8 protein-coding genes are annotated in these 14,834 nt (G+C 63.8%); 5 read left to right on the top strand and 3 right to left on the bottom strand.

Annotation, left to right across the window (positions count from 1 at the left end; all coding sequences use genetic code 11):
- The first annotated feature begins 38 nt into the window (after nucleotides 1–38).
- The 3 genes from U5A08_RS24085 to U5A08_RS24075 all read left to right on the top strand — a co-directional run bounded on the left by U5A08_RS24085 (nucleotide 39) and on the right by U5A08_RS24075 (nucleotide 4,212).
- Complete coding sequence (locus U5A08_RS24085) at nucleotides 39–1,259, top strand: maltoporin (protein WP_253398677.1); 1,221 nt, start codon at nucleotides 39–41, stop codon at nucleotides 1,257–1,259.
- A gap of 122 nt (nucleotides 1,260–1,381) precedes the next feature.
- Nucleotides 1,382–3,913 (top strand): phosphoenolpyruvate--protein phosphotransferase, encoded by a 2,532-nt coding sequence (gene ptsP, locus U5A08_RS24080; RefSeq protein WP_321848906.1) that lies wholly within the window; start codon nucleotides 1,382–1,384, stop codon nucleotides 3,911–3,913.
- A gap of 2 nt (nucleotides 3,914–3,915) precedes the next feature.
- Entirely contained in the window at nucleotides 3,916–4,212 is a 297-nt protein-coding gene (locus U5A08_RS24075; protein ID WP_321848905.1) for a PTS sugar transporter subunit IIB, read from the top strand.
- 225 nt (nucleotides 4,213–4,437) lie between these two features.
- Here U5A08_RS24075 and mltF read toward each other — a convergent pair whose 3' ends face one another.
- Nucleotides 4,438–5,898 carry a membrane-bound lytic murein transglycosylase MltF gene (gene mltF / locus U5A08_RS24070; protein ID WP_253398671.1) on the bottom strand — a complete coding sequence of 487 codons (1,461 nt, stop codon included), beginning with the start codon at nucleotides 5,896–5,898 and terminating at the stop codon, nucleotides 4,438–4,440.
- 286 nt (nucleotides 5,899–6,184) lie between these two features.
- Here mltF and purL point away from each other — a divergent pair, with 286 nt between their 5' ends.
- Nucleotides 6,185–10,081, top strand: coding sequence for a phosphoribosylformylglycinamidine synthase (gene purL, locus U5A08_RS24065; protein ID WP_321848904.1), 3,897 nt, complete (start codon nucleotides 6,185–6,187; stop codon nucleotides 10,079–10,081).
- A gap of 4 nt (nucleotides 10,082–10,085) precedes the next feature.
- Nucleotides 10,086–10,397, top strand: coding sequence for a YqfO family protein (locus U5A08_RS24060; protein ID WP_321848903.1), 312 nt, complete (start codon nucleotides 10,086–10,088; stop codon nucleotides 10,395–10,397).
- Nucleotides 10,398–10,568: 171 nt separating this feature from the next.
- Here the strand turns inward: U5A08_RS24060 and nagE are convergent, their stop codons facing one another.
- Nucleotides 10,569–12,275 (bottom strand): N-acetylglucosamine-specific PTS transporter subunit IIBC, encoded by a 1,707-nt coding sequence (gene nagE, locus U5A08_RS24055; protein ID WP_321848902.1) that lies wholly within the window; start codon nucleotides 12,273–12,275, stop codon nucleotides 10,569–10,571.
- 27 nt (nucleotides 12,276–12,302) lie between these two features.
- Nucleotides 12,303–14,813 (bottom strand): phosphoenolpyruvate--protein phosphotransferase, encoded by a 2,511-nt coding sequence (gene ptsP / locus U5A08_RS24050; protein WP_253398658.1) that lies wholly within the window; start codon nucleotides 14,811–14,813, stop codon nucleotides 12,303–12,305.
- Nucleotides 14,814–14,834: the final 21 nt, after the last annotated feature.

The raw sequence follows: 14,834 nt of genomic DNA, 5'->3' as shown, positions 1-14,834 counted from the left end.
GCGCTTCAAAAAACATAATAAAAATATCGGAGTACTGCATGAAAAAAACAATAAAGCTGGGCCTCGTGGCGTCGTGTCTGAGCTTGCCGTTCGGCGCTCAGGCCCTGGAGTTTTCCGGTTACTTGCGCAGCGGCGCGGGGACTTCAACCGGCAGTGGCAAGCAGCAGTGTTTCCAACTGCCGGGCGCGCAAACCAAATACCGTTTGGGCAACGAATGCGAACAGTACGGCGAACTGGAGCTGCGCCAGGACCTGCTGACCCTCGACGACGGCTCCGTGCTCAGCGTCGACGCCATGGCCTCCCTCTACAACAAATACGACCGCGCCCTTAAATTCCAGGGCGAAGACAACGGCTCGGCGCGCATGCCGCAGATGTATGCACAGTGGTCCAACCTGCCCAGCCTCAACGGCGGCTCGCTGTGGGCGGGGCGGCGTTACTACAAGCGTAACGACATCCATATCTCCGACTTCTACTACTGGAACCAGAGCGCCACCGGCGGTGGCATCGAGGACGTGCTGATTGGCGACCTGAAATACAGCTACGCGCTTTCGCGCAAGGACAACCTGTACCAGAAGGAATACGCGACCCGTCACGACTTCAACGTGGCCGGCTTCAAGACCAACCCCGGCGGCGAGCTGGAACTGGGCTTGAGCTACATCGAAAAAGCTGGAGGGCGTGACGCCAACAGCGGTTGGGCGCTGACCGCGCAACATGTGCAAACACCGTTCCTCGGCGGCAAGAACAAGTTCGCTCTGCAGTACGGTGAAGGTCCCGGCACCGGCCTCGGCTACACCGGCAATACCGCCCTGGATAGCAGCAGCAAAAGCTACCGCGCCGTGGAGTTCTTCGACTGGCAGCTCACCCCGCGTTTCGGTGGGCAGATCGAGGCGGTGTACCAGAAGGATATTCGCCCCGGCCGCCAGGACCAGACCTGGATGTCCATCGGTGTGCGCCCGGCATATGCGATCAGTGAACAGTTCAAATTGGTCACCGAGCTTGGCCATGATCAGGTCGATGCTACCGGCGGTACACGCAAACTGAGCAAATTCACCTTCGCCCCGACCTGGTCGCCCAAGGGCCCGGAGTTCTGGGCGCGCCCGGAAGTGCGTCTGTACTACACCTATGCGACCTGGAACGAAGCGGCCAAGCGCGCGGCGAATGAGCTGGCGGCGGGATCGGCGTTGTCCGATACCGGCGCCTACGGCACTGCGCGGCATGGCTCGAACGTCGGCGTGCAAGTCGAGTACTGGTGGAAGTGAATCTTCGGATGTAGACAGGCTTAAATGTGGGAGGGTGCAAGTCCCTCCCACATTTGATCTTTGTCACCTCGGGATTTGTATCCATCCAATGATTTTTACAGAACAAAACAGCAGGTGACGTCATGACCGCAACTCAACCCCTGGAATTGCTTGCGCCCTTGTCGGGTGTGCTGCTGGCACTGGACAAGGTCCCCGACCCGGTGTTCTCCAGCCGCCTGATCGGCGACGGCCTGTGCATCGATCCCACCTCGCCGACCCTCTGCGCGCCATTGACCGGGGTGATCAGCAATATCCAGGAGAGTGGCCATGCGGTGAGCATTACCGACGACAACGGCGTCCAGGTGCTGCTGCATATCGGCCTGGACACCGTGAACCTGGCGGGCAAGGGCTTCAGCCGATTGGTCGAGGAAGGCCAGCGGGTGGTGGCCGGGCAGCCGCTGATCGAGTTCGATGCCGACTACGTAGCGCTCAACGCCCGCAGCCTGCTGACCTTGATGCTGGTGGTCAGCGGCGAGCCGTTTGCGCTACTGGCGCCGGCCAGCGGCCTGGTCGCGGTGGGCCAGCCGCTGTTGCGCCTGTCTCCAGGTGAGGCGGCAGAAACAGTGGACGAGGAGGAGGGCGATGCACTGTTCTCCAAGCCGCTGACGTTGCCCAATACCAACGGTTTGCACGCGCGCCCGGCGGCGGTGTTTGCCCAGGCGGCGAAGGGGTTCAACGCCAGCATTTACCTGCACAAGCAAACCCAGAGCGCCAACGCCAAGTCGCTGGTGGCGATCATGGCGCTGCAAACCGTGCAGGGCGACACCTTGCAGGTGAGCGCGGCGGGAGAGGATGCCGCCGCGGCGATCAAGGCGTTGGTGGCGCTGTTGGCCGAGGGTTGCGGCGAGACCGTCGCGGCTCCGGTCGAGGACGTCGAGCCGCGTGTGCCGCTGTCGTCCGCGAGCGTGCTGCGGGGCGTGTGTGCGTCGCCGGGCTCGGCGTTTGGTCAGGTGGTCCAGGTGGCGGAGCCGACGCTGAGCATTCCCGAAACGGGGGGCGGCGAAGCACTCGAACGCACGGCGCTGGAGCGTGGCCTGCTGGCTGCAACCGAGGCCTTGCAAGCGCTGCAAGCCAAGGCGGTCGGCAGTGCCCAGGCGCAGATCTTCCGCGCCCATCAGGAACTGCTCGAAGACCCGACTTTGCTGGAACATGCGCACGGCCTGCTGGCCGACGGCAAAAGCGCCGCCTTTGCCTGGAACAACGCCACGCTCGCCACCGCCAAACTGTTCCAGGGCCTGGGCAATGCCCTGCTCGCCGAGCGCGCGGCGGACTTGGCCGACGTCGGCCAGCGCGTGCTGAAACTGCTCCTCGGCATTCAGGATTGCGCCTGGGAACTGCCTGAGCGCGCGATCCTGATCGCCGAGCAACTGACGCCGTCGCAAACCGCCAGCCTCGATACGCACAAGGTGCTCGGGTTTGTCACCGTCGGCGGCGGTGCGACCAGCCACGTCGCGATCCTTGCCCGGGCGCTGGGGCTGCCGGCGATTTGCGGGGTGCCGCCGCAGGTGTTGGCGCTGGCCAACGGTCAACAGGTGCTGCTGGATGCCGACAAGGGCGAACTGCACCTGAATCCGGATCTGGCCGAGATCGAGCAATTGCAGGCCGCTCGCCGGGAGCAAGTGCTGCGGCGCCAACGCGACGTCGCGCAGGCGTGCCTGGCGGCCATCACTCGCGATGGTCATCACGTCGAAGTCACGGCCAACGTCGCGTCGCTTCAAGAGGTCGAACAATCCCTGAGCCTGGGCGGCGAAGGCGTGGGCCTGCTGCGTTCGGAGTTCCTCTACCTGGACCGCCATCGCGCACCGAGCCCCGAGGAGCAGGCCTGCACCTACAGCGCCATCGCCCGCGCGCTGGGCCCGGAGCGCAACCTGGTGGTGCGCACGTTGGACGTCGGCGGTGACAAACCGTTGGCTTATGTGCCGATGGACGCCGAGATCAACCCGTTCCTGGGCCTGCGCGGTATTCGCCTGTGCCTGGAGCGCCCCGAATTGCTGCGCGAACAGTTCCGCGCAATCCTCGCCAGTGCCGGGCTGACGCGGCTGCATATCATGCTGCCGATGATCAGCCTGCTCTCGGAGCTGCACCTGGCGCGCAAGATTCTTGAAGAGGAAGCATCGGCCCTTGGGCTTACGGCGCTGCCGAAGTTGGGCATCATGATCGAGGTGCCGTCTGCGGCGTTGATGGCGGACGTATTCGCGCCCCATGTGGACTTCTTCTCCATCGGCACCAACGACCTGACCCAATACACCCTGGCGATGGACCGCGACCACCCACGCCTGGCCAGCCAGGCCGACAGCTTTCACCCGGCGGTGCTGCGCCTGATCGCTACCACCGTCAAGGCCGCCCATGCCCACGGCAAGTGGGTCGGCGTGTGTGGGGCGCTGGCGTCTGAAACGTTGGCGGTGCCGGTGTTGATCGGGCTGGGGGTGGACGAACTGTCGGTCAGCGTGCCGCTGATCCCGTCCATCAAGGCCACCGTGCGCGAGCTGGACCTGGCGGACTGCCAGATCATCGCCCGTCAGGTGCTGGGCCTGGAAGAAGCCGCGCAAGTACGCGAGGCCTTGCGCCTGTACCACGCGGCCACCGTTGAAACCTCACCTGTCGTGGAGCACTGAGCATGTTCGAGAAATTGCAGCGGGCGTTCTGGAAAGCCCTGACCCCGGATTTGATCGCCGAGACCGTCGCGGCGCCTGTGCCAGCGGGGGAGAACCTGTTGTCCGCCGATGTGCTGAATGCCCTCGGTGGCGCCGATAACCTCAAGTCGCAACGACGCGTGGCGCTGACGCGAGTGCGCGTGCAACTGCTGGATGCGGCGCGGGTGGATGCGGCGGCGTTAAAAGCGGCGGGAGTGTCGGGGGTGATGGTGTTGGCGGGTGGGATCGTGCATCTGATCAGCGGCCTCCAAGGCCAGTAGCGATTCAAATGTGGGAGGGGTGTCTGGATGATCGGGTCTACAGCTGCGGTACCGGGGGTGATGGTGTTGGCGGGTGGGGTCGTGTATCTGATCAGCGGCCTCCAAGGCCAGTAGCGATTCAAATGTGGGAGGGGGCTTGCCCCCGATGACGGTGGGTCAGTTATAGACAAGCTGACTGACACACTGCTATCGGGGGCAAGCCCCCTCCCACATTGGGCGGTGGTGTTACAGCTGCGGGTTCTCTTCCGGCGGCTTGGTCTTGTTCACTCCAGGCACATGCAGGTTGCCTTCGACCACTTGGTTGCCTTCCAGCTGTGGCTGGGTCACCCAGGTCAGGATGTCGTAGTAGCGCCGGATGTTCGCCACAAAATGCACCGGCTCGCCGCCCCGGGCATAGCCGTAGCGGGTCTTGCTGTACCACTGCTTCTGCGACAGGCGTGGCAGCATCTTTTTCACGTCCAGCCACTTGTTCGGGTTCAGGCCGTCCTTCTGCGCCAGCTTGCGTGCGTCGTCCAGATGCCCGGTGCCCACGTTATAAGCCGCCAGGGCAAACCAGGTGCGGTCCGGCTCGGCGATATCGTCGTCCAACTCATCCTTGATCTTGGCCAGGTACTTGGCGCCGCCCATGATGCTTTGCTTGGCGTCCAGACGGTTGGATACGCCCATCGCCTGGGCGGTGTTCTGGGTCAGCATCATCAGGCCGCGCACGCCGGTCTTGGAGGTGACCGTGGGTTGCCAGAGTGATTCCTGATAGCCAATGGCGGCCAACAGGCGCCAGTCGACCTTTTCTTCCTTGGCGTAGGCCTTGAAGTGTCTCTCGTACTTGGGCAGGCGCTGCTGCAAGTGCTGGGCGAAGGTATAGGCGCCCATATAGCCGAGCACGTCGACGTGCCCGTAATAGCGATCTTTCAGGCGCTGCAAGGTGCCGTTCTTGCCGACCTTGTCCAGGTAGCTGTTGACCTCGTTGAGCAGGCTGTTGTCTTCACCGGCGGCCACGGCCCAACTCTGGTTGCTGGCATTGCCGAGGTCGAACGCCACGCGCACGTTGGGGAAGTACACCTGGTTCATTGCCACTTCGTTGGAGTCCACCAGGGTCAGGTCGATCTGCCCCTCGTCGACCATGCGCAGCAGGTCGACCACCTCAACGGCGTCGGATTCTTCGTATTCGATCGCAGGATTCTGCTTTTTAAGCTCCGCCAGTTGTTCGGCGTGGGTGCTGCCCTTGAGCACCATGATCTTCTTGCCCGCCAGGTCCGCCGCGTTGGTGGGGCGCGACTGGCCGTTGCGGTAGATGATCTGCGGGGTGACTTCCAGGTACGAGTGGGAGAAGCGTACCTGCTGCTTGCGTCGCTCGCTGCTGACCAAGCCGGCGGCGGCGAGCACCGGGCCGTTGGGTTTGCCGAGCTGGCCGAACAGGTCGTCGAGGTTGTCGGCGGTCTCGATTTCCAGTTTCACCCCCAGGTCGTCAGCAAAACGCTTGACCAGTTCGTATTCGAAACCGGTTTCACCGTTGCGGTCCTGGAAATACGTGGCCGGGCTGTTCCGAGTAATCACCCGCAATACGCCATCCTCCTTGATTCGCTCGAGCGTGCTGGGTTTATCAACACAGGCGCTGAGCATCAGGAAGAGTCCGGTGGCGATGAGCCATTTGGCGCATCGCGGGCGTAAAGCAGTTGGGGAGAACATCTGCGCAGTATACGCAAACGGCCCACGGCGCCATATCTCGACAGCAGGGGACTTGTCTGCTAGCCGCCCTGAAACTGTGCTGCAGCCCGCAGAAACGTGGCCTGGCGAGCGATTATGACGGTTAAAATAACTGCGCCCAATGCCGTGGATAACGCCCCGATACCGTGCAAACCCTGCCAACTGACGTTCGGCAGCGGCCAGCGGTAGCGTTTCGGGTGCCGTTGACGACGGTTTACGCTAGAATGCACGGCCTCAAAGCACACCCCTTCCCGAGGCTGTCCCGAAGATGTTGATCCTGCGCGGCGCTCCTGCCCTTTCTGCCTTTCGCCACAGCAAACTCCTTGAGCAACTGAGCCAGAAGGTTCCAGCTGTTACAGGCCTGTATGCTGAATTTGCTCACTTCGCCGACGTGACCGGCGTCTTGACCGCCGACGAACAGCAAGTGCTGGCACGCCTTCTGAAGTACGGCCCAAGCGTTCCCGTTCAAGAGCCGACTGGCCGCTTGTTCCTGGTTCTGCCGCGGTTCGGCACCATCTCGCCCTGGTCGAGCAAGGCCAGCGATATCGCCCGCAACTGCGGCCTGGAAAAAATCCAGCGCCTGGAACGCGGTATTGCCTTCTATGTCGCGGGCCAGTTCAGCGATGCCGAGGCCGAGCTGATCGCCAGCAGCCTGCACGACCGCATGACCCAGATCATCGTCAGCCAGTTGGAACAGGCCGGCGCTCTGTTCAGTCACGCCGAGGCCAAGCCGCTGACCGCGGTTGACGTGCTCGGCGGTGGCCGCGCCGCCCTCGCGAAGGCCAACACCGAACTGGGCCTGGCCCTGGCCGAAGACGAGATCGATTATCTGGTCAACGCCTTCAACGGCTTGAAGCGCAACCCGCACGACATCGAACTGATGATGTTCGCCCAGGCCAACTCCGAGCACTGCCGTCACAAGATCTTCAACGCCAGTTGGGACATCGACGGCGAAAGCCAGGAAAAAAGCCTGTTCGGCATGATCAAGAACACCTACGTGATGCACAGCGAAGGCGTTCTGTCGGCTTATAAGGACAACGCCTCGGTCATCGTCGGCAGCGTCGCCGGTCGTTTCTTCCCGGACCCTGAAACCCGCCAGTACGGCGCGGTGCAGGAACCGGTACACATCCTGATGAAAGTCGAGACCCACAACCACCCGACCGCGATTGCCCCGTTCCCGGGCGCAGCCACCGGTTCCGGCGGTGAGATTCGCGACGAAGGTGCTACCGGCCGTGGCGCCAAGCCCAAGGCCGGGTTGACCGGTTTCACCGTGTCCAACCTGCAGATCCCGGGCTTCGTACAGCCGTGGGAAGTGCCCTACGGCAAGCCGGAGCGCATTGTCACCGCGCTGGACATCATGATCGAAGGCCCGCTGGGCGGCGCCGCGTTCAACAACGAATTCGGCCGTCCGGCGCTGACCGGCTATTTCCGTACCTTCGAGCAGTCGATCACCACCCCGCATGGCGACGAAGTGCGCGGTTACCACAAGCCGATCATGTTGGCCGGCGGCATGGGCAACATCCGTGAAGAACACGTCAAGAAAGGCGAGATCCTGGTCGGCTCCAAGCTGATCGTGCTCGGCGGCCCGGCGATGTTGATCGGCCTGGGCGGCGGCGCGGCTTCCTCCATGGCCACCGGCACCAGCTCGGCGGACCTGGACTTCGCTTCCGTACAGCGCGAAAACCCAGAGATGGAGCGCCGCTGCCAGGAAGTCATCGACCGTTGCTGGCAGTTGGGTGACAAGAACCCGATCAGCTTCATCCACGACGTCGGCGCCGGCGGTTTGTCCAACGCCTTCCCGGAACTGGTCAACGATGGCGAGCGTGGCGGCCGTTTCGAGCTGCGCAACATTCCAAACGACGAGCCGGGCATGGCCCCGCACGAAATCTGGAGTAACGAATCCCAGGAGCGCTACGTCCTGGCCGTCGGCCCTGCAGACTTCGCGCGCTTCCAGGCCATCTGCGAACGTGAGCGTTGCCCGTTTGCCGTGGTCGGCGAAGCCACAGCCGAGCCGCATCTGACCGTCACCGACAGCCATTTCGGCAACAGCCCGGTGGACATGCCACTCGAAGTGCTGCTGGGCAAAGCCCCGCGCATGCACCGTTCGGCGGTACGTGAAGCGGAGCTGGGCGATGACTTCGACCCAAGCACACTGGAATTGGCCGACAGCATCGAACGCGTGCTGCACCACCCGGCGGTCGCGAGCAAAAGTTTCCTGATCACCATCGGCGACCGCACCATCACCGGCCTGGTTGCCCGTGACCAAATGGTCGGCCCGTGGCAAGTGCCGGTGGCCGACGTTGCCGTCACCGCCACCAGCTTCGACGTCTACACCGGTGAAGCCATGGCCATGGGCGAGCGCACGCCGCTGGCCCTGCTGGACGCTCCGGCGTCGGGCCGCATGGCCATTGGCGAAACCCTCACCAACATCGCCGCGTCCCGTATCGGCAAGCTGTCCGACATCAAGTTGTCGGCCAACTGGATGTCCGCTGCCGGTCACCCCGGCGAAGACGCGCGCTTGTACGACACCGTCAAGGCTGTCGGCATGGAGCTGTGCCCGGAACTGGGGATCACCATTCCGGTGGGCAAGGACTCCATGTCCATGGCCACCCGTTGGAACGATGACGGCGTGGACAAGAGTGTCACCTCGCCGCTGTCGTTGATCGTCACCGGTTTCGCGCCGGTCACCGACATCCGCCAGACCCTGACCCCGCAACTGCGCATGGACAAGGGCACCACCGATCTGATCCTGATCGACCTGGGCCGTGGCCAGAACCGCATGGGCGCCTCGATCCTCGCGCAAACCCATGGCAAGCTCGGCAAACACGCGCCGGACGTCGACGACGCCGAAGACCTGAAAGCCTTCTTCGCGGTGATCCAGGGCCTCAACGCCGACGGCCACCTGCTGGCTTACCACGACCGTTCCGACGGTGGTCTGTTGACCAGCGTGGTCGAGATGGCCTTCGCCGGTCACTGCGGCTTGAACCTGGTGCTCGACAGCGTTGCCGAGGACGCCTCTGAACTCAACGGCATCCTGTTCAACGAAGAACTGGGTGCGGTGATCCAGGTGCGCCAGGACGCGACGCCAAACGTATTGGCACAGTTCAGCGCCGCCGGCCTGGGCGATTGCGTGGCCGTGATCGGCCAGCCGATCAACAACGGTCAGATCGACATCGTCTTCAACGGCGACACCGTGTTCGAAGGCCAGCGCCGTCTGCTGCAACGCCAGTGGGCCGAGACCAGCTACCAGATCCAGCGCCTGCGCGATAACGCCGACTGCGCCGAGCAGGAATTCGACGTGATCCTGGAAGAAGACAACCCGGGCCTGAGCACCAAGCTCAGCTTCGACGTCAACCAGGACATCGCCGCGCCGTACATCAAGAAAGGCATTCGCCCACAGGTTGCCGTACTGCGTGAGCAGGGCGTCAACGGCCAGGTGGAAATGGCGGCCGCATTCGACCGTGCCGGCTTCAATGCGATCGACGTGCACATGAGCGATATCCTCGCCGGTCGCGTCGACCTCAACGAGTTCAAAGGTCTGGTGGCCTGCGGCGGTTTCTCCTACGGCGACGTGCTGGGTGCCGGTGAAGGCTGGGCCAAGTCGGCCCTGTTCAACAGCCGTGCCCGCGACGCGTTCCAGGGCTTCTTCGAGCGCAACGACAGCTTCACCCTGGGTGTGTGCAACGGTTGCCAGATGATGTCCAACCTCCACGAACTGATCCCGGGCAGCGAGTTCTGGCCGCACTTCGTGCGTAACCGTTCCGAGCAGTTCGAAGCCCGTGTCGCCATGGTGCAGGTGCAGGAGTCCAACTCGATCTTCCTGCAAGGCATGGCCGGTTCGCGTATGCCAATCGCTATCGCCCACGGTGAAGGCCATGCCGAGTTCGCCAGCGAAGAAGCCTTGCTCGAAGCCGACGTGTCCGGCTGCGTGGCCATGCGTTTCGTCGACAACCACGGCAAGGTCACCGAAAGCTACCCGGCCAACCCGAACGGCTCGCCGCGCGGGATCACCGGCCTCACTAGCCGCGACGGTCGCGTCACTATCATGATGCCGCACCCGGAGCGTGTATTCCGTGCCGTGCAGAACTCGTGGCGCCCGGAAGAGTGGAACGAAGACGGCGCGTGGATGCGCATGTTCCGCAACGCTCGCGTGTGGGTGAACTAAGGCGGTGTACAAGCTCGCTTTCTTTGTGCCCGCGAGCCACGTGGAGACGGTGAAAGCCGCCGTCTTCGCAGCCGGCGGCGGGCGCATCGGCGACTACGACAGCTGCGCCTGGCAGGTGCTGGGCCAGGGCCAATTCCGCGCGTTGGACGGCAGCCAGCCGTTTCTCGGGCAAGTCGGCCAGGTTGAAGTGGTTGAAGAGTGGAAGGTGGAGCTGGTGGTGGCGGATGCGTTGATTGTGGCTGTTGTGGCTGCGTTGAAGCTGAGCCATCCCTATGAGACACCGGCGTATGAGATATGGCAGTTGGCGGATTTCTGATTCGTTGATTGCATGAGCAAGAAACCCGCTGGGCCTGTTGGGTCAGTGGGTTTTTTGTTGTCTGGGAGGCCGCAATCGCGGGCAAGCCCCCTCCCACATTTACCCGCGTTGCCAGGTCAAATGTGGGAGGGGGCTTGCCCGCGATTGCGGCCAGAACAGCCACTACATCTCTTAAACCTTGACGCCGACCTCACGGCCGCTGACCAGTCGCTCCAACGCTTCACTCAAGCCCGAGGCCTTGTCACCAATCAGCAAATGCCAAACACCGCTATCGAGCTGGCTTACACCCTGGCAACCGAGTGCAGTGAGCTGGTCTTCGGAGACCACCGAGTCATCCCCCAATTCCACCCGCAACCGGGTCATCGCCACCGCTTCCAACTGGCGCACATTTTCCCGGCCACCCAATGCATTCAGCCATTTCTCGGCTTCCCGCACATTCACCGCAACCAACTTATCCACAGGCGCAACCGTCACGGGCGCATTGGCTACAAACGACGGCATCGCCAACCGGATCTCATCGGCAATGGCGTCCGCCATCGGCCCGACCACTACCTGCAAGCTCCCACCGTTACCCGGCCGAACCACGGCCATCGCGCCGAGGGCTTTCAACTGCGCATCCACTGCTTTGTTGCGGTCGACCATGTCCAGCCGCAACCGCGTGGTGCAGGCCCCCACGCTGAGCAGGTTGTCTGCACCCCCCAACGCCTGGATGTAAGCCGTGGCGCGCTGGTTATCGCTCATCACTTCGGCCTGCGCCACCGGGATATCTTCGCGGCCCGGTGTCTTCAGTTGGAAGCGGCGGATGCAGTAGTTGAACACGCTGTAGTAGATCACTGCGTAAGCCAAGCCGACCGGGAGGACCAGCCAGCCATTGGTGGACTTGCCCCAACCCAGCACCATGTCGATAAACCCACCGGAGAAGGTAAAGCCCAGGTGGATATCCAGCAGGTTAGTGACCGCCATCGACAGCCCGGTCAGCAACGCATGCAGCAGGTACAGGAACGGCGCGAGGAACATGAAGGCGAATTCGATCGGCTCAGTCACGCCGGTCAGGAATGAGGTCAGCGCCATCGACAGGAAAATCCCGCCCATCACTTTGCGTCGTTCCGGCAGGGCGTTGCGGTACATCGCCAGGCACGCGGCGGGCAGGCCGAACAGCATCACCGGGAACATGCCGGTCATGAACTGGCCGCCTTTCGGGTCGCCGGCGAAGTAGCGGGTCAGGTCGCCGGTCACCACCGCGCCGGTCAGGGGGTCGGTAAAGCTGCCGAACACGAACCACGCCATGTTGTTGAGGATATGGTGCAGGCCGGTGACGATCAGCAGGCGGTTGAACACGCCAAACACGAAGGCACCCAGGCTGCCGCTTTCCATCAGCAATACGCCGAAGCTATTGATGCCGTGCTGGATCGGTGGCCAGATCAGGCCAAAGATCACGCCCAGGCCAACCGCGCTGAACCCGGTGACAATCGGCACGAATCGCCGCCCGCCGAAGAATGCCAGGTATTCCGGCAGCCTGATGTCCTTGAAGCGGTTGTACAGCCCGCCCGCCATCAAACCGCTGGCGATCCCGGCGAGCATGCCCATGTTGATGCTCGTATCCATCACCTTGAGCGTGGAGACCATCACCAGGTAACCAATCGCCCCGGCCAGGCCCGCGGTGCCGTTATTGTCGCGGGCAAAACCCACGGCGATGCCGATGGCGAAGATCAGCGCGAGGTTGGCGAAGATCGCCTGCCCGGCGTCGTGCATCACCGCGATGTTGAGCAGGTCGGTGTCGCCCAGGCGCAGCAGGAGGCCGGCGATCGGCAGGATCGCGATCGGCAGCATCAGCGCACGGCCCAGGCGTTGCAGGCCTTCGATAAAGTGTTGATACATGGCGTGTCTCCCTTTTTCTTGTTGTTGTCAGCTCAGCGGCCAGTGGTGTTGACAGGCTTGGCGTACCGCCTTGGCGCTGCTCAGGTCGAGCAGGCCCAGGCTCAGTTGCCGGCATTGCGCCGCGTCCAGGTGGCGGACGCGGTCCTTGATTTCGCCGATCTGCGGCGGGCTGACCGACAGCTCGCTGACCCCCAGGCCGACCAACACCGGCGTCGCCAATGGGTCGGACGCCAGGGCGCCGCACACGCCGACCCAACGCCCGTGTTTGGCCGCGCCCGTGCAGGTCTGGGCGATCAACCGCAGCAGCGCCGGGTGCAGCGCATCGACCCGTGCGGCGAGGCCGGCGTGGTCGCGGTCCATGGCCAGGGTGTACTGGGACAGGTCATTGGTGCCGATGGACAAGAAGTCCGCATGCTCGGCCAGTTGTTCGGCCATCAGCGCAGCGGCGGGCACTTCGATCATCACCCCCAGTTCCGGACGCTGGGTCAGTTCCAACTCGACGCACAGTTCATCGAGGCGCTGGCGGATCTGCAGCAGTTCGTCGACTTCACTGACCATCGGCAGCAGGATGCGGCAGCGCGCCAGCGGGCTGACTTGCAGCAGTGCGCGCAGTTGCTGGTCGAGCACCTCGGGGCGCACCTGGGCCAGGCGAATGCCGCGCAGGCCCAGCACCGGGTTGGCCTCGACCGGCAGCGGCAGGTAGTCGAGCTGTTTGTCGCCGCCCACGTCGATGGTGCGGATGATCACCGACTTGTCGCCCATCGCGTCCAGCACGGCTTGATAGGCCTGGCGCTGTTCCTGTTCATCCGGTGCGGTGCGGCGGTCGACGAAGAGGAATTCGGTGCGCAGCAGGCCAATGCCATCGGCGCCGTTTTCAAACGCCACTTGGGCCTCGGCGCTGGAGGCGACATTGGCGGCGACTTCAATGGTCATGCCGTCGCGGGTGTTCGCCGGCAGTCGGGCCTGGGTCTGTTGCGCTTGGCGGCGCAGGTTCTGCGTGTCGCGAATCCGGTGGACTTCGGCGTGGCGCGCGTCGCTGGGCGCCAGTTCCAAGCGACCGTTGGCCGCGTCGAGTACCACGCGTTGGCCTTGGGGCACATCGAGCACTTCGGCGCCCAGCGCCACCACGCACGGCAAACCTTTACCCCGGGCCAGGATCGCGACATGGGAGGTGGCGCCGCCCTCGGCCATGCAGATGCCGGCGGCCTGTTGCGCGCTCAGTTGCAGCAGGTCCGAGGGCGTCAGTTCATGGGCGCTGACAATCGCCCCGGCGGGCAACTCGAGGTGCCACGCTTCACCCAGCAGCGCCCGCAGTACGCGTTGTTGCAGGTCGCGCAGGTCGTTGGAACGTTCGGCCAACAGCGGCTTGCCCAGGCCCAGCAACACCGCGCATTGCGCCTGGATCGCATCGCGCCAGGCGTGGGTGGCGGCGCTGCCGTGTTCGATGGCGTGGGTGGCGGCGTCCAGCAGGGCCGGGTCTTCCAGCAAGGCGAGGTGGGCGGCAAAGATGTCTTCTTCTTCGACATTTTTGCGTTGGCGGGCGAGGTCCAGGGTGCTGCGGATTTCGCCGCGCACGTGTTCAAGGGCCGCATCCAGCCGTTGCAGTTGTTCGTCGGCGCAGTGATTGCCGGGATCGGCCGGTAACTCAATGCCGCTCAGGCGGAACAGCGGCCCGCAGACCAAGCCCGGCGCCGCGCAGACGCCTTGCAATACCCCGGCTTCGGTCGGCGTGCGACGGGGTGCGACGGCCGCCGGCGCGGGAGGTTCGTCGCTGATCGCTACCGACAGCGCGGCGACCAGTGCCTGCACTGCCGCCGCACAATCCTTGCCACGGCTGGTGACGCGGACCTCGTCGCCTTCGCCGATGCCCAGCCCCATCAGGCCAATCAGGCTGTCGCACGCTGCCGACTTGCCGGCGAAATGCAACTGCGTCTGGCTGCTGAACGCCTGGGCGGTCTTGCGGATCAATGCTGCCGGACGCGCATGCAAGCCGCCGCGGTGGGTGATGCGCACGCTGGCGCTGACTTGCGCGACGGAGTTATCCACAGCTGTTTGCGGCGCTACGCAGGAACGCAGCGCCACGCGCGCCAGCGGTTCACCGCGCTTGACTGAATGGAGCGCCAGCGGTGTCAGTTCGAAGCGCTCGCTGTTGGTGAGAATGATCAGGCTGACCAGGCTTTTGCACTGGCGCGCAATCCGGTCCAGATCGAACTGTATCAGCGCCTGGCCCTTGCTCACCCGTGCGCCGTTCTTCACCAGCAGGGCGAACCCTTCGCCGTTCAACTCCACGGTGTCGATGCCCACATGCATCAACAGCTCAGCACCGTTCTGCGCGCGAAGCGTCAGCGCATGCCCGGTGCGCGCGACATGGATGATCTCGCCGTCGCACGGTGCGTACAGGCTATCGTTCAGCGGATCGATGGCCAGGCCGTCACCCATGGCGCCGCTGGCGAACACCTCGTCGGGGACGTTACCCAGGGCCAGCACCGGGCCGCTTAAGGGCGCGCAGAGGGTCAATTCATTATTGTTGTTGGACATGGGCACGGTACTCATCAGGAA

The sequence above is a fragment of the Pseudomonas paraveronii genome, assembly GCF_963681955.1.
GTDB classification, from domain to species: domain Bacteria; phylum Pseudomonadota; class Gammaproteobacteria; order Pseudomonadales; family Pseudomonadaceae; genus Aquipseudomonas; species Aquipseudomonas paraveronii.
The sequence above is the reverse complement of the archived record's forward strand: the minus strand, read 5'-3'. Positions and strand labels throughout refer to the sequence as shown.